Raw genomic sequence first — 21,210 nt, 5'->3', positions numbered from 1 at the left:
CCTGAAAAAGCAATCACCAATCACGCAGGCTTGACCTCAGCGCGACTTGTAGACGTCTTTGTAACGGGTGGTGGCCGCGGTATGGCCTTGGTAGTCCTGCACATCGTGGTAGAGCACCACGGTGTCGGTCATCTGCGACACAGGCAGGATGGCCCCCACCTGCTCGTCCAGGGTTTTCTGGATTTGCTGGTACTGGGCCAATTGCTGCGCCTTGTCGGGTTCGACTTCCGCCTGCTCGATCAGGTTGTTCAGCTCGGGGCTGTAGAACGAGGTACGCCAGCCCTGGAAGTTGCTCAGCTTGGCTTCGTCGCGGTTGTCCGGGTTGTACACCAGGGTGCGCAGGCTTGAATGCGGATGCCGTTCAGCACCACCGCCGCCGCGCCCGACCAGGATGTCGAAGCTGCGCTCACGCATGGCACCGTAGATCTGGTTGCCGGTACCGGTGACGATGGTGGCCTTGATACCGGCCTGGGCCAAGGTCGACTGCAGGCTGGACGCAATGTTGATGAAAGGTGGCTCGGTGAGCACGCGGATGGTGGTCTTGAAGCCCTCGGGGTAGCCCGCTTCGGCCAGCAGTTTTTTCGCTTCGGCCACGTTCAGGGCATAGCCCGGATCATCCAGCCTTGCTGGCAGGCCAAGCGGTAGCGGGCGCTGATTGAGCTGGCCATAGTGCGGCATCACGGTCTGGTTGATGCCTTGATAGTCGATCAGCGAACGAACCGCCCGGCGTACGCGCACATCGTCGTAGGGTTTGCTCTTCACGCTCAGGGCAACGTAGTACAACGTTCCGCGCTGCACGGTCTGGGTACGAACATTGTCAGACTTCTCCAGCGCCTCGATGTCTGGCGCGGACATGCCCTTGGCCAGGTCCAGGTCGCCCCGCTCCACCATCAACCGCAGTGACTGCGACTCGGTCATGTTGCGCATGACGATGCGTTTGAGCTTGGCTGGGCCACCCCAGTACCCGTCAAAACGGTTCATCAGGATGACATCGTTGGCGCGCCACTCCTTGAGCACGAACGGCCCGCTACCAGCCGCGTGGGTGGCCAGCCAGGCACTGCCCATGTCATCGCCCTTCTGGTGCTGCTGCACCACCTTGCGGTCGAGGATGAATGCGCTGGGCGAAGTTGCCAGGGTATTCAGCACCAGCAACGGGTCAGTCGGCCGCGGTAGCTCGATGACGAAGGTTGAGTCATCAACAGCGCGCATGTGCTGGTCGACATTGCCCGCAGAAAACCCGTAGGCCTTCCAGGTCGACGCCAAGGCCAGGTTAAGTTTGAGTACGCGCTGCAGCGACCAGGCGACATCCTCGGCACTTAGCGGGTTACCGGACTGGAACGTTACGCCCTGGCGCAGGTTGAACGTGAGGGTCCTGCGGTCATCGCTGACCTGCCAGCTTTCTGCCAGCGCTGGCAGCAGCCGGTCCGGCTGACGCACGTCCTGCACCAGCAGCATGTCGTAGAGGTTGGCATTGACCTCGGACACATCCAGCCCGGTGGCCGCCGCCGGGTCGAGGGACAGCAGGTTGATCATGCTCATACCGACGATCAACTGATCCGCCGGGGTTTTCGCTAAAGCAGCAGGTACCGAGGTCAGCGCCAGAGACGCAGCAAAGACCCCCGCCCAGAGTGTGGGGATAACGCTCATGTGAGATCGCCTTCTTATAGTTATTGGACGCTCGGGCGGCACGCAGCGACGCGTGCCGCCATGCACGAATCAGAAGCTTTGCAGCGTATTGGTTTCGACGTAGTCGAAGTCGATGTCTTCCCCAAGGCCAGGCAAGTTCGACAGGTGCACATAGCCGTCTTCGTCCATCGGGTCGACCAGGCGCTTGAGATAGGCAGGTACCTCGTCGTAGTCAAGGAATGGGTGCAGCAGACCGCGCTCGTACCAGGTGCAGTTCTTGATTGCCCCCACGACCGCCAGGTTGGCGGCGCCGTTGCCATGGATCTCGCAATCCATGCCGAACGATTCGGCCATGTGCGCAACCTTCAGACACGGTGCAATGCCACCCACACCGGCAACCCCCGCACGCAGGATGTCGCACACATCGTTCTTGACCCAGCTCGCCCGGCTCAGGTGCTTGCCGCCGAGGCTTTCCGGGCCTAGCACCGGGATATCCAGCTGCCCGGAAAGCCAGGCGTAGGACTCGGCGGAGTCTTCCATCATTGGCTCTTCGAACCAAGCAAAGTCGAGCTTCTCCAGGGCACGGCCGATAGTGAGGGCCTCGGTGCGGCTGTACCAGTGATAGCCATCGATCATCAGCGCAATGTCCGGCCCCACGGCCTCGCGCACGGCGGCGCATGCCTTGATGTCCATGCTCACGCTGGGCGCGAACGACACCGGCGGCATCCAGGTGTGCAGCTTGATCGCCTTGTAGCCACGCTTGACCAGGGTTTCGGCGAAGCGACCGTACTCTTCCGGAGTGGACAGACCGCCGGGCAGCTCATCGCCGCACATGGTCGAGCCATAGGCCGGCACCTTGTCGCGGTAGCCGCCGATCAGCTTGTGCACCGGCAGGTTCAGCTTGCGACCGGCCCAATCCCACAGCGCCTGCTCGACCAGCGCCAGGGCACGATCGGTCAGCTGGCTGGCGCTACCGCGCTGCCAGTGCGCCAGGTCGTGCCAGATTTTTTCGCGGTCAAAGGCATTGGCGCCAACCAGCACCTTGCGAACGAAATTATCCAGCACATAAGGGCGAATGAGCTCGGGTGCGCCCAGCGCATAGCCTTCGCTGCCGCACTCGGTCCTGATGCGCAGCAGGGCCATCCTGGCCTGGGTCACATCACCTGGGTGGGCATGGCCGGCGCTGTCTACGGCGCGGCGCGTGGGGTAGGAAAATACCTGGACGGTTACAGCAGTAATGATCATGGACGTCTGAGCCTTCTTATTGGATTTGTGGCGAGTGAGTCACGCTCCGGGGTCATCCTACGTCATCATACAACATTTGAAAAGCGCCAGTTAAAATCCGATAAAACCTCCGATTCATGATGCCTGCAGCAATCATGAGACCCCGATAGAAAAGCAAAAACACCCTTAAAACACGCCGAATAGAGCCATCAAGCAATGTGATCAGACAACATTTCAATAATTCGTAGACAGCCCCACAGTCGTACGATAACTTATTTTAAAAATCACGGAGCGCTGACCACCTCGACCACCTTGCTCACCCGCCTCATCACGTCCTCAACAAAAACAAAAAAAGAGATCGCATGAACATCACACTTCGCCGCCTCATCGCCGCCAGTACGCTCGGCCTGTCGTTCTACGCCTGTGCAGACTCCGCCAGCATCAACTACCGGCACACGTTCACCGAAGATGACAGCATTCATTCCGACCGGATAAAGCTGAGTTACCGCAAGGACAGCGGCCTGGGGTTTGCCGCAGAAATCAAATACAAGACTGCCGGCGACCGCGAAGACGTCGCCTACGACAACATGGTCAACAACGGCCATGAGTTCACCGTGGACTACAACTACAAGATGAGCCCCCGGTCGACCTGGACCCCCGCCTTCCAGATGGACAGCACCAAGGATGCGACCACCTACAAGTTCGGCTTGAAGTACAACTACAAGCTCAGCGACACCTGGTACGTCGCCACCCGCGTGCGCCACGACGCACGCAACCTCGACCGCGACCAGATTGACCACAGCAAGCCGGACCGCGCCAAGGACAACCAGAACACCACCCGCCTTGAAGGCTGGCTCGGCTATACCCCCAGCGGCCCGTGGGCATTCGAATACCAGTACATCCACTTCACCACCGACTACATCCGCTACGACAACAAGAAGCGCGACTACGAGCAGAACCTGATCATCAAGTACAAGCTCAACAAACAGTGGGCACCGTTCATGGAGGTGGGCGACATCAAGGTCAACAGTTACACGGACGATCGCCAGGCCCGTTGGCGCCTGGGTATCCAGTACAACTTCCTGTAAGGGCTACCGCCCGCCCATGCCGGTGTCGTTCCTGCACGGCACCTTCATGCAATTTCCGTAAAAGGCCCCAGCACAATGACCACGACCACCCGCAAACCCTTCAACCGCCTGCTGCTCACCGGTGCCGCCGGCGGGCTCGGACACGTGCTTCGCGAAGCACTGCAAGCACACGCCGACATCGTGCGCGTATCGGATATCAGCCCAATGACACCGGCCGAGGACGAGCATGAAGAAGTTATCCATTGCGACCTGGCGGACAAGGCCGGCGTACTGGCCCTGGCCAACGGTGTAGACGCTATCGTGCACCTGGGTGGGATCTCTACCGAACGCGCGTTCGAAGAAATCCTGCAAGCGAACATCATCGGCACCTTCCACATCTACGAGGCTGCCCGCAAGCACGGGATCAAACGCGTGGTCTTTGCCAGTTCCAACCACGTCACCGGCTTTTACCCCCAGGGCGAACAAGTGGATGCGCATTCGCCGCGCCGGCCGGACTGCTATTACGGGCTGTCGAAGGCCTACGGCGAAGACCTGGCAACGTTCTACTTCCACCGCTACGGCATCGAAACCGTCAGCCTGCGTATCGGCTCCTCCTTCCCCGAACCCCGCAATGTGCGCATGTTGTCCACCTGGCTGAGCTATGGCGACCTGGCACACCTGGTGGAGCGCGCATTGCTGGCCGAGAACGTTGGCCACACCGTTGTGTATGGCGTCTCCGCCAACCGCGACCTGTGGTGGAGCAACCGCTACGCCGCGCACCTGGGTTTCAACCCGAAGGACAGTGCCGAACGCTTCCGCCCGGCACTGGAGCAGCAGCCGAAACCCGCCGCGAATGACCCGACTGCTCATCTGCAAGGTGGCGCCTTCACCGCTGCCGGACCTTTTGGCGACTGACACCCGATAGAGTGCAGAATGCTTCCATGACAGCCGAACTGATTATCGATGCACGCAATGTCACGGGCGAGAGCCCGGTCTGGCACCCGCAGGAAAATGCCTTGTACTGGGTGGACATTCCGGCAGGCCGCCTGCACCGCTGGCAACCGGACGGCCAGACCCACCACTGGACCGCAGACGAAATGCTAGGCTGCATTGCCCGCAGCCACCAAGGCCATTGGCTGGGGGCCCAGGAGAGCGGGATCTTCCACCTCACCCCCCAGGCAGACGGCCGTCTGCTGGCCGGCAAGCGTGCCAGTGTCGAACACGCCAGGCCCGGCATGCGCTTCAATGACGGGCGCTGTGACCGCCAGGGGCGCTTCTGGGCCGGTACGATGCAAACCAGCATGGCCGCCGAACCGGTGGGTGCCTTGTACCGGTATGACGCGATGGCAGATGGCACGGCAGGGCCATTGCAGGCACGGCTGGGCACATTGTCCGTTCCCAACGGCATGGCGTTCAGCCCGGACGGCAAAACCATGTACGTCTCCGACTCACACCCGAGCGTGCAGATGATCTGGGCTTTCGACTACGACATCGACAGCGGCAGCCCGCACAACCGCCGGGTCTTCGTCGACATGAACCAGCACCCCGGCCGGCCGGATGGGGCTGCGGTAGATGCCGAAGGTTGCTACTGGATCTGTGCGATCGATGCCGGCCAGGTACTGCGCTTTACTCCCGACGGGAAGCTGGACCGCGCCCTGCCGCTACCGGTGAAGAAACCTACCATGTGCGCATTCGGTGGCCCGCAACTGGAAACGTTGTTCGTGACGTCGATTCGCCCGCAAGGCATCGACCTGAGCGACCAGCCCCTGGCCGGTGGCGTATTCGCATTGAACCCAGGCGTCAAAGGCTTGCCGGAGCCCATCGCCAAGGGCTGAATGAAGCCAGGCAGCGGCTGTTTCAGGGGCAATGCGCCCATCGACGAGATGCTGATCAGCGGCGTGAGCTTGCACCCAGCCAACGTTGATCAGCAGCAACGCCACGCACAACTGCATCGGCGTGCGGGTATGCCCGGCGAGCATGGCGACGGATGAACACCGCCACCAGCCCCACGGCGATCATCAACTGGCGATGACCGGACAGGTGCGTTACTCAAGCAGCGACGCCTCGTTCGCCATCATCGCTGACTTCGAACTGCCCCACCAGCTTCTGCAACTTGCCAGCATCCACCTTCACCTTCTGCGCACTGCTTTGCAGCACCAGGGCGGTCTGGCGCATCTCGCTGGAGGACTGGTTGACCTGCTCGATCGTCTTGCCGTATTCCACACTGCGACGGTTGAGCTGCTGGATGATGGCGAACATGCCCTCCACCGCCTGGTGCAGTTGCACATTTTCGGAAGACGCGTCCTCCGCCAGGCGCAGGCTGTTGTCGACATCCTGCACGCCCTGCTCCATGAAGCTTACCGCCTGCCGGGTTTCGCCCTGCAGGCTCTCGACCATATGGCGAATGTCGTCGGCGGCACGCGAGGTGCGTGCGGCCAGGCTGCGCACCTCGTCGGCCACCACCGCGAAGCCACGACCATGCTCCCCGGCCCGCGCCGCCTCGATAGCGGCATTGAGCGCCAGCAGGTTGGTCTGGTTGGTGATTTCGCTGATCAACCCGGTGATGTTGTCGATCTCGACCATGCGGCTGTCGAGCCGTTGCACGCTGGATGATGAGCGCGCCACCACATCGCGGATCGACTGGGTGCCCGCCTGCACCGCCTGGTACTGCGCGCGTGCGCGGCTGACCACATCGTCCATGGCCTGTTTCATCTGCTCGGCGCTGACCGAGGCCTGCTGCAGTTCGCCGAGTTGCTCTTCCATGATGATCATCATCTGGTGCACGGCGTCGGCCACGTCGGCGGAGCTTACGCTGGCCTCCTGGCTGCGCCCGAGCATCATCTGGTTGGTGCTGCCGACCGTGCGACTGGCCTTGACCACCTGCCCGACCACCGTGTCCAGGCGGTCGATGAAGCTGTTGATCCAGCGCGCCATGTCGCCGCTCTCATCATTGGCCAAGGTACTGGTATCCAGGCGCTGGCGCAGGTTGCCTTCACCCTCGGCGATGGTGCACAGCACACTGCTCATGCCATTCAACCTGGCGGACAGGCGCTTGGGCCCGAGCACGCCGAACAACAAGGTGGCGCCCAGCATGCTCAAGGCCTCGATCGCGTCAGTCAGCCCTTGCGGCAGGCCTGCATAGTGCTGCACCCAGTAATTGCAGCCGAACAGCCCCGCCATGATCGCTACATAGGGTTTCATCAACCCGTAGCTCAGCGAACGGCGGCGATAGACCTCCTCCAGATCTGCCTCGCACATCATGCCCCAGCGGTCGGGTGAGCCTGGCAACTGGAAGGTCACGCCCTTGCCCACCACTGGCACATGACGGTAGTCGGAATAGCCGGGGTAGGTCACGAACAGGTTGGCACCCCGCCTGATCGTCTCCCTCACGCCAGGGTGCAGTTCCCGCGTGGAAGGGTCGGTGAAACGAAGCTCCAGCTCGGTATGACGCTGGACCTGCACGGTGGTCCAGGGGGTGTGCACACCGTTCTTGAGGTTTTCGCCATGGGTGAAGGTGGCGTCCTCGAAGCGCGAACGGGACAACGCGGTACCGGGCTGTATGCCAGGGTCGAAGCGCGATTGCGCCATGAACAGGTAGTTGTCGCCCGACTCGGGGTAAATGTGCCCTGCCTCGCGCTGGATCAAGTCACCCAGCACATCGTTGGGCACCCGCCCACACAAACAACCTAGCACTTTGCTCTCGTGCATCAGGGGCTGGTAGAACATCAACGTGACTTCATCGTGGAAGCGCGAGGAAGACGGGCCGACCTGCAAGGTCAGCGGGTCGCTGTAGGGCCCGTGCAGAAACGGTGCTTTCAGCCCTTGCGCCAGGGCTGCCAAGTGCTCGATGCGTGGCGTGCCACGCTGGGGCCAGGTCGAAGCGATGACGATGCCGTGGGCATCGACGACAAACAGCTCGGAAAAGTCCTCAGCCTGGGCCAGCGTGTTGCGCAACATTGCGCTATCGACTTGAGCGAGCCCGGGCGCCACCTGCTCGGCCAGGTCGGCCAGGTGTTCCCACTGCTCGCGCACCCACTCATGCAGCAACTGCACGCGGGTCTGGGCGATGGCTTCGAACGTTTGCTCGACCTGCGGGTAACTGGCCCGATTAAGGCGGCACGCCCAGCCCATGCTGAATTTGCCCGTTTTGCCAAACCACGGCAGCCAACCCTTTTCACTCGACGATAACTGCATCGAACCACTGGAAAGCGACATTATCTTCACCCTACGCGACATCGAATGGCAATCTGATAGCAAGTCGCACGCCAACGGCGGGAGGCGTGATTAATCGGCCGTCCCGCGGAGTGGATGCACTTCATCAGTGCAAGATGCCGGCAGGTAAACCCCGAAACGCACCAGCCAAAGGCAAAAATGAGGGATTTAAGCACTCAACTGAAATGAGACAAATAGCCTCCAGAACTGCTCGCAGATCGCACAACAGTTCGATAATCGCACAAATTCAGCCAAACCCTCTCTACTGTTGCCCTATCTTGCGGCACGCTATAGCGAAAGTCAGCAAGCCATTTCAAGTGCTGACAGGCCCCATCGCTTCACGCGCTCCGGCCAGCCCGACAACCACAACTCCAGGAACAACCAGGAGCTCGCCTTGATCAATAAAACGTACGAGTCCATCGCCAGCGCGGTGGAAGGGATCACCGACGGTTCGACCATCATGGTCGGTGGCTTCGGCACGGCTGGCATGCCGTCCGAGCTGATCGATGGCCTCATTGCCACCGGTGCCCGCGACCTGACCATCATCAGCAACAACGCCGGCAACGGCGAGATCGGCCTGGCCGCCCTGCTCATGGCAGGCAGCGTGCGCAAGGTGATCTGCTCGTTCCCGCGCCAGTCCGACTCCTACGTGTTCGACGAACTGTACCGCGCCGGCAAGATCGAACTGGAAGTGGTCCCGCAGGGCAACCTGGCCGAGCGTATCCGCGCCGCAGGCTCGGGCATCGGTGCGTTCTTCTCACCGACCGGCTACGGCACCCTGTTGGCCGAGGGCAAGGAAACCCGTGAGATCGACGGCCGCATGTACGTGCTGGAAATGCCGCTGCACGCCGACTTCGCACTGATCAAGGCGCACAAGGGTGACCGTTGGGGCAACCTGACCTACCGCAAGGCCGCCCGCAACTTCGGTCCGATCATGGCAATGGCTGCCAAGACCGCCATCGCCCAGGTCGACCAAGTCGTCGAACTTGGTGAACTGGACCCGGAACACATCATCACCCCGGGTATCTTCGTCCAGCGCGTGGTCGCCGTCACCGGTGCTACCGCTTCTTCGATTGCCAAAGCTGTCTGAGGCCTGCCATGACCATCACCAAAAAGCTCTCCCGCACCGAGATGGCCCAACGCGTGGCCGCAGACATCCAGGAAGGCGCGTATGTAAACCTGGGGATCGGCGCACCGACCCTGGTGGCCAACTACCTGGGCGACAAGGAAGTGTTCCTGCACAGCGAGAATGGCCTGCTGGGCATGGGCCCAAGCCCTGCGCCGGGCGAGGAAGACGATGACCTGATCAACGCCGGCAAGCAGCACGTCACCCTGCTGACCGGTGGTGCCTTCTTCCACCATGCCGATTCGTTCTCGATGATGCGTGGCGGCCACCTGGACATCGCCGTACTGGGGGCCTTCCAGGTGTCGGTCAAGGGCGACCTGGCCAACTGGCACACCGGTGCCGAAGGCTCGATTCCGGCCGTAGGCGGCGCCATGGACCTGGCAACTGGCGCCCGCCAGGTGTTCGTGATGATGGACCACCTGACCAAGACCGGCGAAAGCAAGCTGGTGCCCGAGTGCACCTACCCGCTGACCGGTATCGCTTGCGTCAGCCGCATCTATACCGACCTGGCCGTACTGGAAGTGACACCTGAAGGGCTGAAAGTGGTCGAAATCTGCGCGGACATCGACTTTGACGAACTGCAGAAACTCAGTGGCGTGCCGCTGATCAAGTAATCCAGAAAGCCCGCGAGCTTTCAATGCCCACTGCGGCACTCTCAACAGTGCCGCACTAGCGCTGCACGGCAGCCCCGGCAATTCGTGTATCCACGCTGAAATCCAGGGGCTGCTCCGCAGCCCTTTCGCGACACAAGGCTTGCGCTGTTTCCGCCAACCTGCGAAGGGGGCGCGCGGCCTTGAGGCCTCTCTTCCAACCGTTTGGGCGCTGACAAACGGGAACACGCGTAGAGATCAGCCCAATGAGCCATCGAGCGAGAGCCAGACAGCGGCGTGCAAAATCCCCGGCCACGACTTTACGCCTTTTTTACTCGACATTACCGTAAAGCAAGCAATACTGCCGGCACTGTCCCAACGAGCTCCCTCAATGCCGCTGCCTGCATTGCGTTTCATCGCCTTCATTATTGGTGTATTCCTGATCACATTGGCCGTCAGCATGGTGATTCCGATGCTGACGTTGCTGTGGTACGACCGCAGCGACGATCTCGGCGCATTCGTCTGGTCGAGCCTGATCGTTCTGTGTGTCGGCCTGCTCATGGTGGCCCGCGGCGTCCCCGACACACCGCAACTGCGGACCAGGGACATGTATCTGCTTACGACGGCAAGCTGGGTCATCGTGTGCGCATTCGCGGCGCTGCCCATGGTGTTCATTCGACACATCAGTTACACGGACGCGTTCTTCGAGACCATGTCGGGAATCACCACCACCGGCTCGACCGTGCTGACAGGTCTGGACAGTGCATCACCGGGGCTACTGATATGGCGTTCCCTGCTGCACTGGCTGGGAGGCATTGGATTTATCGGCATGGCCGTGGCGATCCTGCCACTGCTGCGCGTGGGCGGCATGCGCCTGTTCCAGACCGAGTCTTCGGATTGGTCTGACAAAGTAACGCCGCGTTCGCATGTGGCAGCCAAGATAATCCTGCTGATCTACCTGGGCCTGACTGCATTGGGGACAGGGGCATTGTGGGCTGCCGGCATGACCCCGTTCGAAGCCATCAATCATTCGATGTCGCTGATTTCAACCGGTGGTTTCTCTACCTCGGATGCCTCGCTGGGCCATTGGGAGCAGCCAGCGGTGCATTGGGTGGCTGTGGTCATCATGATACTCGGCAGCCTGCCCTTCACGCTGTATGTCGCCACCCTGCGTGGCCATCGAGGCATCCTGCTCAAGGACCATCAAGTTCGCGGTTTCATTGGTTTTCTCGTCTTCGTCTGGCTCACCGTCGGAACCTGGCTCTGCCTGCACAGCGATCTGGCCTGGTGGGATGCGTTTCGTATCGTTGCGGTGAATGTGACCTCGGTAGTAACCACAACAGGCATTGCCGTGGGTGATTACACACTCTGGGGCAGCTTCGCCATCATGCTGTTCTTTTACCTGACGTTCGTCGGCGGGTGCTCGGGCTCCACCGCCGGCGGTTTGAAAATATTCCGTTTCCAGGTGGCCGCTGCCTTGCTTGTCAGCAGCCTGAAGCAGTTGATCCATCCACGGGCAACGATCTCGAAGAAATACAATGGGCACCCCATCGATGAAGAGATCGTACGGTCACTGCTGACGTTCTCCTTCTTCTTCTCCGTCACCATTGCGGTCATCGCCCTGGGCCTGTCTTTGATAGGACTCGACTGGATGACGGCGTTGAGCGGGGCGGCCACCGCTGTGTGCAACGTCGGTCCAGGCCTGGGCACGCTTATCGGTCCAGCAGGTAATTTCGCCTCCTTGCCGGACGCAGCGAAATGGTTGCTGACGGTTGGCATGCTGCTTGGACGGCTCGAGATCCTCACCGTACTGGTACTGGTCTCGCCAGTCTTCTGGCGATTCTAGAGCTGAGGCCATCCAGCCAATCAGCCATAAAATTGGGCAGGGACAGCATATTCGTTCTAGGTTTACTGGCGCAGGAATAACAACAACAAGCGGAGAACGACGCCATGAACCCAGCCCTTCGCCTGGCATTGGCCAGCACCTTGTTTGCTGCCAGCGCGGCTGCCCAGGCCGCACCGACCTTCATCAACATCCTCACAGGCGGTACCAGTGGTGTCTATTACCCGGTAGGCGTAGGCATTTCACAGATCTACAGCCACGGCATCGAGGGCAGCAAGACCACGGTGCAAGCCACCAAGGCCTCGGTAGAGAACCTCAACCTGTTGCAAGCCGGTCGAGGGGAGTTGGCGTTCGCACTGGGGGATTCGGTGGCAGATGCCTGGAAGGGCGATGCAGAGGCTGGATTCAAAACGCCCTTGAAGAAACTCCGTGCCATCGCAGGCACCTACCCGAACTACATCCAGATCGTCGCCAGCAAGGAGTCTGGGATCACATCCCTGTCAGACCTCAAAGGCAAGCGTATCTCGGTTGGAGCCCCCAAGTCCGGGACAGAACTGAACGCCCGCGCCATCTTCAAAGCCGCGGGGCTTACCTACCAGGACATGGGAAAAGTTGAATACCTGCCCTATGCGGAGTCCGTCGAACTGATCAAGAACCGTCAGCTTGACGCCACGCTGCAATCCTCAGGGCTTGGTCAAGCGGCTATCCGAGACCTGGCCGCGACCTTGCCGGTAGTGTTCGTGCCTATCCCTGCCGAGGTCGTGACCCGCATTGGCAACAACGCCTACCAACCCGCCACCATTCCTGCCAACACCTATGATGGTCAGAGTGCGGACGTCTCAACGGCGGCCATCAACAACATCCTCGTCACCCGCGCCGATATCGGTGATGACTTGGCCTATCAGATGACCAAGCTGATATTCGAGAACCTTCCTCGCCTGGTCACGGCTCACGCTGCAGCGAAAGATATCCAGGCGGAGAATGCCGCCAAGAACCTGCCCATTCCGCTCCATCCAGGAGCAGAGAGGTACTTCAAGGAGAAAAACCTGCTCCCCTGATGACATTCTCGAGCCATGGAGCAGCGTATGAGTGATACAGCGCAAGGTCTTCACGCCAGCACCGATCGCTGGCCTGCCGCGCTTTTTGCTGTGGCACTGGTCTTTTCGGTTTTCCAGATCGCCACGGCGGCCTTCCCCCTGATTTCCACCCAAGTACTGCGGGCAATACACGTGGGGTTCCTGTTGCTGGTGGTGTATCTGAGCTATGCATTCGTTGGCCACCATCGGCCGTGGCAACCCCTTGCCTGGCTGCTGGGTCTTGCGGGAATGGCGACGGCCACATACCAGTGGTACTTCGAAGGGGATCTGATTCAACGCTCCGGCGAACTGACCACCAGTGACCTGATCGTGGGGCTGTTGCTTATTGGTTTGGTCTTTGAAGCCGCGCGGCGCGTCATGGGCATAGCGTTGCCCATCATTTGCGCCCTGTTTCTGGCCTATGGGTTGCTTGGCCAACACTTGCCAGGCGAACTCGCGCATCGAGGCTACGGCCTCGATCAGATTGTCAATCAGTTGGCCTTCGGCACCGAGGGGCTGTATGGCACACCGACCTATGTCTCAGCCACCTACATTTACCTGTTCATCCTGTTCGGCGCATTTCTCGAGCAGGCAGGCATGATTCGTCTGTTCACCGATTTCGCCATGGGGCTGTTCGGCCATCGCAGCGGAGGGCCGGCCAAAGTGTCGGTGTTCTCCTCGGCACTGATGGGTACCATTACCGGCTCGGGGGTGGCCAATGTCGTCACCACCGGACAGTTCACCATTCCGCTGATGAAGCGTTTTGGCTACAAACCTGCATTTGCCGGTGGCGTCGAGGCGACCTCCAGCATGGGCAGCCAGCTGATGCCGCCGGTGATGGGCGCTGTGGCGTTCATCATGGCCGAGACGATCAACGTGCCCTACGCCGAGGTGGCGAAAGCCGCGCTCATCCCAGCGTTGCTGTACTTCGGCTCGGTCTACTGGATGGTCCACCTGGAAGCTCGGCGCAGCCATCTGAATGGCTTGCCTCGCGAACAGTGCCCGAGTGCCTGGGACGCATTGCGACAACGCTGGTTCCTGCTGGTACCGCTGATGGTCCTGGTCGCCCTGTTGTTTTCCGGGCGAACACCTTTGTACTCGGGAATGGTCGGCCTGGCCCTGACCGCCATCGTCATCCTAGGCTCGGCGATCATCCTGCGCGCTCAAAAAACCTGGATGCGCGCGGCTTTCTGGGTTGCACTCGGGATACTGTGTTCAGGTTTTTTCCGCATGGGGATCGGGGTGATTCTGATGGTCATTGCCGGCCTGGCCATTGCGTGCTGCTTTGTCCAGGGCGGCCGTGCCACCCTGCACGCGTGCGTCATGGCCCTCGCGGAGGGTGCCCGTCATGCGGTGCCGGTGGGCATTGCCTGTGCGCTGGTCGGCGTCATTATCGGGGTCATCTCGCTGACCGGCTTGGCCACCACCTTTGCCGGATACATTCTTGACCTGGGACGGGACAACCTGTTCCTCTCGCTGGTGTTGACCATGCTCACTTGCCTGGTACTGGGTATGGGCATCCCCACCATCCCCAACTACATCATCACCAGCTCCATTGCCGCCCCCGCCCTGTTGGAACTCGGGGTCCCGCTGATCGTCTCGCACATGTTCGTGTTCTATTTCGGCATCCTGGCCGATCTGACGCCGCCAGTGGCATTGGCGTGCTTTGCAGCGGCCCCGATTGCCAAGGAAAAAGGTCTGTTGATCAGCTTCTGGGCGGTGCGCATTGCCTTGGCCGGTTTCGTGGTGCCCTTCATGGCAGTCTATGACCCGGCGTTGATGATGCAAGGTGACAGCATGGGCTCCACGTTGTACATGGTTATCAAGGCGGCGTTCGCGGTAGCCCTCTGGGGATGTGCGTCGATCGGGCATTTGCGTGCCCCCATGCCCTGGTGGGAGCGCCTGTTGGCGTTCGCTGCTGGCGTGTCCTTGATACTTGCCGCGCCCATCAGCGATGAGGTCGGTTTTGCGTTGGGTACGGCAGTGCTGGGTTGGCACTACTGGCGAAGCCGACCAGCCTCTGGACACCTCGCATGATCAGCCTTTGCGTTGGGTGGGCCGGTGTGGTCTGGGTCAGCCTGCCACTGAACGGTTTTACCCTTGCGTGGCAGCACAGTATCGAAAAGGTCCGCTGGGAGGAGGATTACCAAGTGACCCCGGCGGGCCTGGTACTGGTAGAGGCACGGGTCAAAGGCAGCGGGGCCGGCATGGAGATTCCGGACGACGCTCAACTGCGCAACGGCACTTGGCACTATCGTCGTCATCTACCACCGCTGCAGCCCTTGCACGCCGGGCGAACGCCCGAGGCTGGCGACTACCAAGTCTGCACGACAGACGGGTGCCAGCCACTGTCCTATTGGTTAGGACCGCCGAGCGAACGCGTTGCTGCAGTAGACTTCTGGGCCTGTGAAAATCCGCCGTTGCACAGCGGGCGAACCGCCCTGCCCTGACTGCGCCAGGCCAGGACCGAATCCACTTCAGCCGACCACGTGCAAGTAATGCAGGTGGCGTTCGTACTGATCCAGGATGTCGCCAATCACATCGTCACGGCTCCACCCCATGATGTCGTAGTCCTGGCCCCCTTCTCGCAGATGCACTTCCGCGCGGAAATACTTGCGGGCATCGGCACCGTCTTCGGTGTCCCTCATGACGAAGCTTGGCGTATTGAAGGCCCGTGGCCGCACCTCGTAGAGGAAACGTCCTTCTCCGGCATGGGAGAGCTCCAGAGATACCCGCCCATCATCGCGCTCATTCACGCTCACCTCGTAGCCTTGCTTGCGCAGCTCCTGGGCGACCTCTTCACAGGCTGGCCTCACCACCTCGGCGATAAAGCGCGTGACATGAACCCGGCGAGGCATCAATGCAATATTGCGCAGCCTCCGCTGCCAGCCGCCGTGTGGGTGGCGGGTATGGCGGGGGCCTGGCAAGGCTTGATTGCGCAACCCGCGGCGGGTCGCATCAAGACTCAGCGCCTTGAACAAGCCCCAAATCGCAACCAGCAGGATGACCGCGAACGGCAAAGCGCTCGCAATGGTCGCGGTCTGCAGCGCCTTCAGACCGTTCGCCAGCAGCAACGCGATCGCGACTGCGCCTATGCAGACAGACCAGAAGATACGTTGCCATAGGGGTGAATGACCTTGTCCGGAGGAGGCGAGCATATCCACGACCAGTGCACCAGAGTCCGCCGAGGTCACAAAGAACACGACCACCATAAGCACCGCGATCAACGAAATGATGCTGGAGAACGGAAAATGCTCCAGGAAAGCAAACAACGCGAGGGAACTGTCTTCACTGACCACGGTCGCCAGATCCTTTACGCCATCGTTGAGGATCATATGGATTGCCGAGTCGCCGAACACCGTCATCCACAGCAAGGTGAAACCCGCGGGCACGAACAATACGCCGCAGACGAATTCCCGGATGGTCCGCCCTCGCGAAATACGTGCGATGAACAAACCCACGAAGGGCGACCAGGACAACCACCAGCCCCAGTACAGCAAGGTCCAGCCACCGATCCAGTCGGTGGGCTCGTAAGCGTAGAGATTGAAGGTTTTATTGACGATGTCCGAAAGGTAAGCGCCGGTATTCTGTACATAGGTTTGGAGCAGGAACACCGTGGGCCCAAGCAGCAGCACGAACAGCATCAGGATCACCGCCAGGCTCAGGTTGAGTTCGGACAGGATGCGAATACCTTTGTCCAGGCCGCTAGCCACCGAAAGCGTCGCCAATGCGCAGGTGGCGGTGATGAGGATGACTTGCACGGTGGTGTTTACCGGCAAACCGAACACATGATGAAACCCGCTGTTGATCTGCAATACCCCATAACCCAGCGAGGTGGCCACACCAAACACCGTGCCGAGGATGGCGAAGACATCCACGGCATGCCCTATAGGGCCATAGATTCGCTCACCGATCAGCGGATAGAGTGCCGAACGCAAGGTTAACGGCAGGCCATTGCGGAAGCTGAAGTAGGCCAGGATCAGCGCGACGATGGCATAGATCGCCCAGGCATGCAGGCCCCAGTGGAAAAAGGTGATTTTCATGGCTTCGCGCGCCGCGGCGACGGTGCCGGGATCGCCCACGGGCGGTGTGGAGAAATGCATGACCGGTTCGGCCACGCCGAAGAACATGAGGCCAATCCCCATTCCTGCCGAGAACAGCATGGCGAACCAACTGCTCTTTCGGTAATCCGGCTCACTGTGGTCAGGGCCTAGCTTGATGTCGCCATAGCGGCTGACGGCCAGAAACACCACGCTGATCAACACCAACGCTACAACAAGAATGTAGAACCAGCTGGCATTGGTAATGATCCATCGCTGGACTTGCTCGAACAGCGTTTGGGCGTGCTCCTGAAATGCCGTGGCGTACAAGACCAGCAGAAAAACAAGTATCGCACTGGTGTAGAAGACAGGTGGATTGAGGGTGCTCCTGGGTTTGGGGGCTGCAGTCATAGCGGCAGTTCTCCTTGCAAGGCGATGAGCACAGCGTGCCTGGGCACGACAACATTTACCAAGGCTAGCAGCTGGATAAACTCCCGTCTGCCAAGCCCGGCATGCTCAAAAACAACCACAAACCCTACCGTCTGCAGGAAAAAATCTCAAACCGACGCCCCATTGGAGTGAATGGTTTGGCGCTTTTTATTCATCTGCGAGTGGTTATTCGGTAGACTACCGCACGGGTGCCAGCTGCACGGTGCAGTGGGGCAGGTTAAAGAACAGCGCAGGTCGGGCCGCCATGCGGGAGCACCTGTGCCTATGCATAAAGTAGAATTACCTCGCGCCCAGAAACTCGCCGAGCGCGCCTTCGCCAACCTTGAACGCTTTTTGCACATTGAAGCGGTCAGCGGCATCGTTCTGTTGATTGCCGCAGTCGCTGCCCTGATCTGGGCCAATTCCCCGGCTGCTGACAGTTATGAAGCCCTTTGGCATACGCCGTTGACGTTCGGCGTGGGCTCGCATGTCTATTCGCAGTCCCTGCATTTCTGGATCAATGATGGCCTGATGACCATCTTTTTCCTGGTCGTGGGCATGGAGATCCGCCGCGAAATCCACGAGGGTGCACTGTCCAGCCTGCGCCAAGCCACACTCCCCATGGCAGCCGCTGTCGGCGGCGTGGCCGTGCCTGCACTCCTCTACCTGAGTTTTGGTCACGCGCCGGCAGACCAGCAAGGCTGGGCCGTGCCAACGGCGACGGATATCGCCTTTGCGGTGGGCGTATTGGCACTGCTCGGCAAGTCGATCCCGTCCAATGTACGTGTGTTCCTCCTCGCCCTGGCAATCATCGATGACATCATCGCAGTCCTGATCATCGCGTTCTTCTACTCGGGCGGCCTTGATTACACCGGTTTCGGCGTTGCACTGATCGGCCTGCTAATGGTGATCGGGCTTCAAAAGATCGGTGTGGGTTCAGCCTACGCCTACGTCCTTCCCGGTGCGATCGTCTGGCTGGGCATCTTGTTGACCGGCGCCCACCCGACCCTCGCAGGCGTTGTGCTAGGCCTGATGACACCTGTGACCGCGATGCCGATGCGTGAGCGCCCACTGGACGCCATTACCCGCTTCACCGGCGAATTGCTGGGGCGCGCCAAGGCGCCTGAGCAAGATGCCAGCGACCTCATGGACCCGTTGAAACGACTGCGCCTGGCCCAGCGCGAACTGCTGCCGCCGGTAGTGCGCATGCAAGGCACCCTGCACCCCTGGGTAGCCTTCGGCATCATGCCGGTGTTTGCCTTGGCCAACGCCGGGGTCAGCCTTTCGGGTGTCGACCTGTCCGCAGAAGGCCCCCAGTGGGTCATGATCGCCGTCGCTGTCGCCCTGGTTGCAGGAAAGCCCTTGGGCATCGTCAGCGTCAGTTGGCTGATGGTCCGCCTGGGCTGGTGCGTGCTTCCCGCCGAGGTCAACTGGCGTAGCATCATCCTGGTCGGGCTGCTGGCCGGCATCGGTTTCACCATGTCGATCTTCATCGCCAACCTCGCGTTCGTCGACCCTGGCTCACTTGGGGCAGCGAAACTCGGCGTGCTATCTGCATCGTTGATCGCGGCCGTACTGGGTTTGACCTGGGGGGTGTGGAGCCTACGTAGCGCAGCGTCTGCTACCAAAGCAGGTTCGCCCACCTAGCCACGTTCCGAGACTGGCGATCCCTTGCAGTCGGGCAAGCGGATCGCCACTCCCGGCGCGGCTACAACCTGTGTCGGGTAGGCCTGTGCGGGAAAACACGCCATACTCTCGGTTTTCCAAGTCAGCCATGTGTGGGCAATGTCCGACCCTACCCGACCTGCTCCTTCACTCCCCCGCCGTTCACGCTGGCGAGAATGGCGTCAGCGACTGGCGTTCTGGATCGGGGCATTGCTGGTGGGGCTCGTTGCGCTGGCATTCGCCTGGCTAGCCGACGCGGCGTTCGCTTCGTTCAAGCGCTTGCTGGAATGGGCACCCTGGTCACCTCTTCTCATCACTCCGCTGGGTTTCGCGGCCCTGGCTTATCTGACGCAACGATGGTTTGAGAATGCCAAGGGTAGCGGCATCCCCCAAGTCATCGCCGCCCTGGAAATGCCCTCTCGCCGGCTGCGCGCCCGATTACTCTCGCTCCCTGTGGCTGCAGCACGCATGAGCCTGACGCTGGGCGCCCTGCTGGTCGGCGGTTCGGTTGGCCGGGAAGGCCCGACCGTCCACATCGGCGCCGCAGTGCTCTATTCCTTTGGCCGACGCTTAGGCCTGCACGGCCGGCGCACCATCGCTGGCCTGGTGCTCGCCGGAGGCGCCGCGGGTATTGCCGCAGCCTTCAATACCCCGTTAGCGGGGGTAGTCTTTGCCATTGAGGAGTTGAGCCGCACGTTCGAGCAACGTTTCAGTGGCTTGGTGCTCACTGCGGTGCTGATCGGCGGGGTCGTGACGCTGGGGCTGATGGGGCATTACGCCTACTTTGGCGAGATCAGCGGTCGGATGCCGGTGGGCTGGGGCTGGAGCGTCGTTCCTGCCTGTGCAGTGCTGGGCGGGCTGCTGGGTGGTTTTTACGCCAAGCTTGTGCTGCCCACCGACAAGGGTATACTCGGCCAGGTCTGTACGTTACGCGGACGCTATCCAGTGCGCTTTGCTGCCACCTGTGGGTTGCTGCTGGCCACCTTGGGGCTCGTCTCTGGCAATCATGTATTCGGCACCGGGTATGAAGAAACGCGTGCGTTGCTGGAGGGGCAGCCGATCACGGACACAAGCTTTCTCCTGTGGAAGTTTCTGGCCAACGTCGCGTCCTATCTTTCCGGGATTCCAGGCGGGCTCTTTTCGCCTTCGCTGAGCATCGGCGCCGCCTTTGCGCCGCTGTTGAGCTTGCTGCCCGATGTTGACCCTCAGGCAGGCGCACTACTCGGCATGGGCGCATACCTGGCCGGTGTGACACGCTCGCCACTGACCGCCTCGGTCATCGTGCTTGAACTGACACACAGCCCGGACCTGGCCATTCCCATGTTGGCCGCGACACTGATGGCGGCGGCGATCTCTGGATGGGTGTCTCCAGTCTCGCTTTACCATGCCTTGGCCAAGCAGATTACCGACAAGCTTCATGCTGCCGCGTCTTCTTCCACAGAACCCGCCGCTCGCCAACCGAGCGCTACCGAAAAACCTTGAGCAGCACCAAGCCTGCCCTGCCAGACGTTAACGGGTAGTCAGGTAGCGGAACTGCCCTGAGGGGTACGGGGCTCCCAACAGGGCGGAACTGTCGCGCGCATTCACGCCTCCGTAGAGTCTGTTGGCCGCTTTAGCACCCCGAGCAACAGCAGGTCAAACGCCTTGCCAGCCTGCGCCAAGCGAGCATTGCCGTCTTCGGCCTCCGCGATCCACACAGCCGCTTCAGCCAAGCTGCCGTAGATCAACGCAGCCAGCGCTTGAGCGTGCGCGTTGACGAAAACGCCCTGTAGTACCAGGTTGTCGATCAACTGGCGCAGCGACTCTATGCAATACCGCTGGGCCTCAGGCGAGCCGCCCCCCAACACCGCTCTGGCGTCGCGCAGCACGATGCGCTGGATCTCGGGCTCCAGCGCCATCTCCAGGTAGGCGTGGCAGCGTTGGCGGAAGCCGTCCAAAGCGTTATCGGCGGTCTCGGTAATAGCACGCAGGCGCTCGTCCATTTCAGCGTCGAGCTGCTCAACGACGGCTGCCAGCAACCCCTTCTTGTCGCCAAAGTGGTGGTACAACGCCCCCCGCGTCAAGCCCGCCCGGGCGGTCAGATCATCCATTGAGGCGTGCGCAAACCCCTGCTCGCTGAACATCTGGCGGGCGGTGGCCAGTAACAGGGCTCGGGTTTCTTGCATTGCGGCGCGGGTGCGGCGAACCATCCAGCTATTCCTTGTGTTCTGGCGGCATGGGGTAGGCGTATACGAGTATTCATACCGCTTGCACGCATTGTCTTGGGCGCGAGGCGCACTGACAAGCCTGTCGTATCGTCGCGCGGTGACCGA

The 21,210-nt window shown here is 60.9% G+C and carries 16 protein-coding genes; 11 read left to right on the top strand and 5 right to left on the bottom strand.

Annotated features, from left to right (window positions below):
• Positions 1-36 precede the first annotated feature (36 nt).
• Entirely contained in the window at positions 37-1,647 is a 1,611-nt protein-coding gene (locus ACF8Q6_RS10730) for an ABC transporter substrate-binding protein (RefSeq protein ID WP_392490755.1), read from the bottom strand.
• 69 nt (positions 1,648-1,716) lie between these two features.
• Positions 1,717-2,871, bottom strand: a complete 1,155-nt coding sequence (locus ACF8Q6_RS10725; protein WP_014590404.1) for a mandelate racemase family protein — start codon at positions 2,869-2,871, stop codon at positions 1,717-1,719.
• A gap of 341 nt (positions 2,872-3,212) precedes the next feature.
• Here ACF8Q6_RS10725 and ACF8Q6_RS10720 point away from each other — a divergent pair, with 341 nt between their 5' ends.
• The 3 genes from ACF8Q6_RS10720 to ACF8Q6_RS10710 all read left to right on the top strand — a co-directional run bounded on the left by ACF8Q6_RS10720 (position 3,213) and on the right by ACF8Q6_RS10710 (position 5,752).
• Entirely contained in the window at positions 3,213-3,938 is a 726-nt protein-coding gene (locus ACF8Q6_RS10720; RefSeq protein ID WP_012051859.1) for an oligogalacturonate-specific porin KdgM family protein, read from the top strand.
• A gap of 75 nt (positions 3,939-4,013) precedes the next feature.
• On the top strand, positions 4,014-4,832 hold the full coding sequence (locus ACF8Q6_RS10715) for an NAD(P)-dependent oxidoreductase (protein ID WP_014756026.1): 819 nt from the start codon (positions 4,014-4,016) through the stop codon (positions 4,830-4,832).
• A 26-nt stretch (positions 4,833-4,858) separates the two neighbouring features.
• A complete protein-coding gene (locus ACF8Q6_RS10710) occupies positions 4,859-5,752 on the top strand; it encodes an SMP-30/gluconolactonase/LRE family protein (RefSeq protein WP_121783186.1) in 894 nt (297 codons plus the stop codon).
• Between the two features lie 214 nt (positions 5,753-5,966).
• On the opposite strand, the gene ACF8Q6_RS10705 is transcribed toward ACF8Q6_RS10710, so the two are convergent.
• Positions 5,967-6,617 carry a methyl-accepting chemotaxis protein gene (locus tag ACF8Q6_RS10705; RefSeq protein ID WP_392498815.1) on the bottom strand — a complete coding sequence of 217 codons (651 nt, stop codon included), beginning with the start codon at positions 6,615-6,617 and terminating at the stop codon, positions 5,967-5,969.
• A 1,906-nt stretch (positions 6,618-8,523) separates the two neighbouring features.
• Here ACF8Q6_RS10705 and ACF8Q6_RS10700 point away from each other — a divergent pair.
• The 6 genes from ACF8Q6_RS10700 (at position 8,524) to ACF8Q6_RS10675 (ending at position 15,214) form a co-directional block, all read left to right on the top strand.
• Entirely contained in the window at positions 8,524-9,219 is a 696-nt protein-coding gene (locus ACF8Q6_RS10700) for a 3-oxoacid CoA-transferase subunit A (protein ID WP_392490757.1), read from the top strand.
• 8 nt (positions 9,220-9,227) lie between these two features.
• Entirely contained in the window at positions 9,228-9,869 is a 642-nt protein-coding gene (locus tag ACF8Q6_RS10695) for a 3-oxoacid CoA-transferase subunit B (RefSeq protein WP_003251131.1), read from the top strand.
• A 367-nt stretch (positions 9,870-10,236) separates the two neighbouring features.
• The gene (locus tag ACF8Q6_RS10690) at positions 10,237-11,691 is read left to right on the top strand and encodes a TrkH family potassium uptake protein (protein WP_392490758.1); all 1,455 of its coding nucleotides are present in this window, start codon (positions 10,237-10,239) and stop codon (positions 11,689-11,691) included.
• A gap of 104 nt (positions 11,692-11,795) precedes the next feature.
• Positions 11,796-12,746, top strand: a complete 951-nt coding sequence (locus ACF8Q6_RS10685; protein WP_392490759.1) for a TAXI family TRAP transporter solute-binding subunit — start codon at positions 11,796-11,798, stop codon at positions 12,744-12,746.
• 27 nt (positions 12,747-12,773) lie between these two features.
• On the top strand, positions 12,774-14,801 hold the full coding sequence (locus tag ACF8Q6_RS10680) for a TRAP transporter permease (protein ID WP_392490760.1): 2,028 nt from the start codon (positions 12,774-12,776) through the stop codon (positions 14,799-14,801).
• Positions 14,798-15,214 (top strand): DUF1850 domain-containing protein, encoded by a 417-nt coding sequence (locus tag ACF8Q6_RS10675; RefSeq protein WP_392490761.1) that lies wholly within the window; start codon positions 14,798-14,800, stop codon positions 15,212-15,214. The genes ACF8Q6_RS10680 and ACF8Q6_RS10675 overlap by 4 nt, the downstream gene beginning before the upstream one ends.
• Positions 15,215-15,241: 27 nt before the next feature.
• Here ACF8Q6_RS10675 and ACF8Q6_RS10670 read toward each other — a convergent pair whose 3' ends face one another.
• Positions 15,242-17,215 carry a BCCT family transporter gene (locus tag ACF8Q6_RS10670; protein WP_392490762.1) on the bottom strand — a complete coding sequence of 658 codons (1,974 nt, stop codon included), beginning with the start codon at positions 17,213-17,215 and terminating at the stop codon, positions 15,242-15,244.
• Between the two features lie 303 nt (positions 17,216-17,518).
• Here ACF8Q6_RS10670 and nhaA point away from each other — a divergent pair, with 303 nt between their 5' ends.
• Complete coding sequence (nhaA, locus tag ACF8Q6_RS10665) at positions 17,519-18,880, top strand: Na+/H+ antiporter NhaA (RefSeq protein WP_392490775.1); 1,362 nt, start codon at positions 17,519-17,521, stop codon at positions 18,878-18,880.
• Positions 18,881-19,018: 138 nt separating this feature from the next.
• Positions 19,019-20,380, top strand: coding sequence for a chloride channel protein (locus tag ACF8Q6_RS10660; protein ID WP_012051854.1), 1,362 nt, complete (start codon positions 19,019-19,021; stop codon positions 20,378-20,380).
• Positions 20,381-20,481: 101 nt separating this feature from the next.
• Here the strand turns inward: ACF8Q6_RS10660 and ACF8Q6_RS10655 are convergent, their stop codons facing one another.
• A complete protein-coding gene (locus tag ACF8Q6_RS10655; RefSeq protein ID WP_070096642.1) occupies positions 20,482-21,087 on the bottom strand; it encodes a TetR/AcrR family transcriptional regulator in 606 nt (201 codons plus the stop codon).
• Positions 21,088-21,210: the final 123 nt, after the last annotated feature.

The sequence above is a fragment of the Pseudomonas sp. GLN_2 genome, assembly GCF_043106005.1.
Lineage (GTDB): Bacteria > Pseudomonadota > Gammaproteobacteria > Pseudomonadales > Pseudomonadaceae > Aquipseudomonas > Aquipseudomonas alloputida.
The sequence above is the reverse complement of the archived record's forward strand: the minus strand, read 5'-3'. Positions and strand labels throughout refer to the sequence as shown.

Coding starts and splice junctions, on each gene's coding strand:
- ACF8Q6_RS10685 (WP_392490759.1), top strand. CDS start 11,796: ATGAACCCAGCCCTTCGCCTGGCATTGGCCAGCACCTTGTTTGCTGCC.
- ACF8Q6_RS10725 (WP_014590404.1), bottom strand. CDS start 2,871: ATGATCATTACTGCTGTAACCGTCCAGGTATTTTCCTACCCCACGCGC.
- ACF8Q6_RS10695 (WP_003251131.1), top strand. CDS start 9,228: ATGACCATCACCAAAAAGCTCTCCCGCACCGAGATGGCCCAACGCGTG.
- ACF8Q6_RS10705 (WP_392498815.1), bottom strand. CDS start 6,617: ATGGACGATGTGGTCAGCCGCGCACGCGCGCAGTACCAGGCGGTGCAG.
- ACF8Q6_RS10720 (WP_012051859.1), top strand. CDS start 3,213: ATGAACATCACACTTCGCCGCCTCATCGCCGCCAGTACGCTCGGCCTG.
- ACF8Q6_RS10710 (WP_121783186.1), top strand. CDS start 4,859: ATGACAGCCGAACTGATTATCGATGCACGCAATGTCACGGGCGAGAGC.
- ACF8Q6_RS10680 (WP_392490760.1), top strand. CDS start 12,774: ATGAGTGATACAGCGCAAGGTCTTCACGCCAGCACCGATCGCTGGCCT.
- nhaA (WP_392490775.1), top strand. CDS start 17,519: ATGCATAAAGTAGAATTACCTCGCGCCCAGAAACTCGCCGAGCGCGCC.
- ACF8Q6_RS10675 (WP_392490761.1), top strand. CDS start 14,798: ATGATCAGCCTTTGCGTTGGGTGGGCCGGTGTGGTCTGGGTCAGCCTG.
- ACF8Q6_RS10690 (WP_392490758.1), top strand. CDS start 10,237: ATGCCGCTGCCTGCATTGCGTTTCATCGCCTTCATTATTGGTGTATTC.
- ACF8Q6_RS10715 (WP_014756026.1), top strand. CDS start 4,014: ATGACCACGACCACCCGCAAACCCTTCAACCGCCTGCTGCTCACCGGT.
- ACF8Q6_RS10670 (WP_392490762.1), bottom strand. CDS start 17,215: ATGACTGCAGCCCCCAAACCCAGGAGCACCCTCAATCCACCTGTCTTC.
- ACF8Q6_RS10730 (WP_392490755.1), bottom strand. CDS start 1,647: ATGAGCGTTATCCCCACACTCTGGGCGGGGGTCTTTGCTGCGTCTCTG.
- ACF8Q6_RS10655 (WP_070096642.1), bottom strand. CDS start 21,087: ATGGTTCGCCGCACCCGCGCCGCAATGCAAGAAACCCGAGCCCTGTTA.
- ACF8Q6_RS10660 (WP_012051854.1), top strand. CDS start 19,019: ATGTCCGACCCTACCCGACCTGCTCCTTCACTCCCCCGCCGTTCACGC.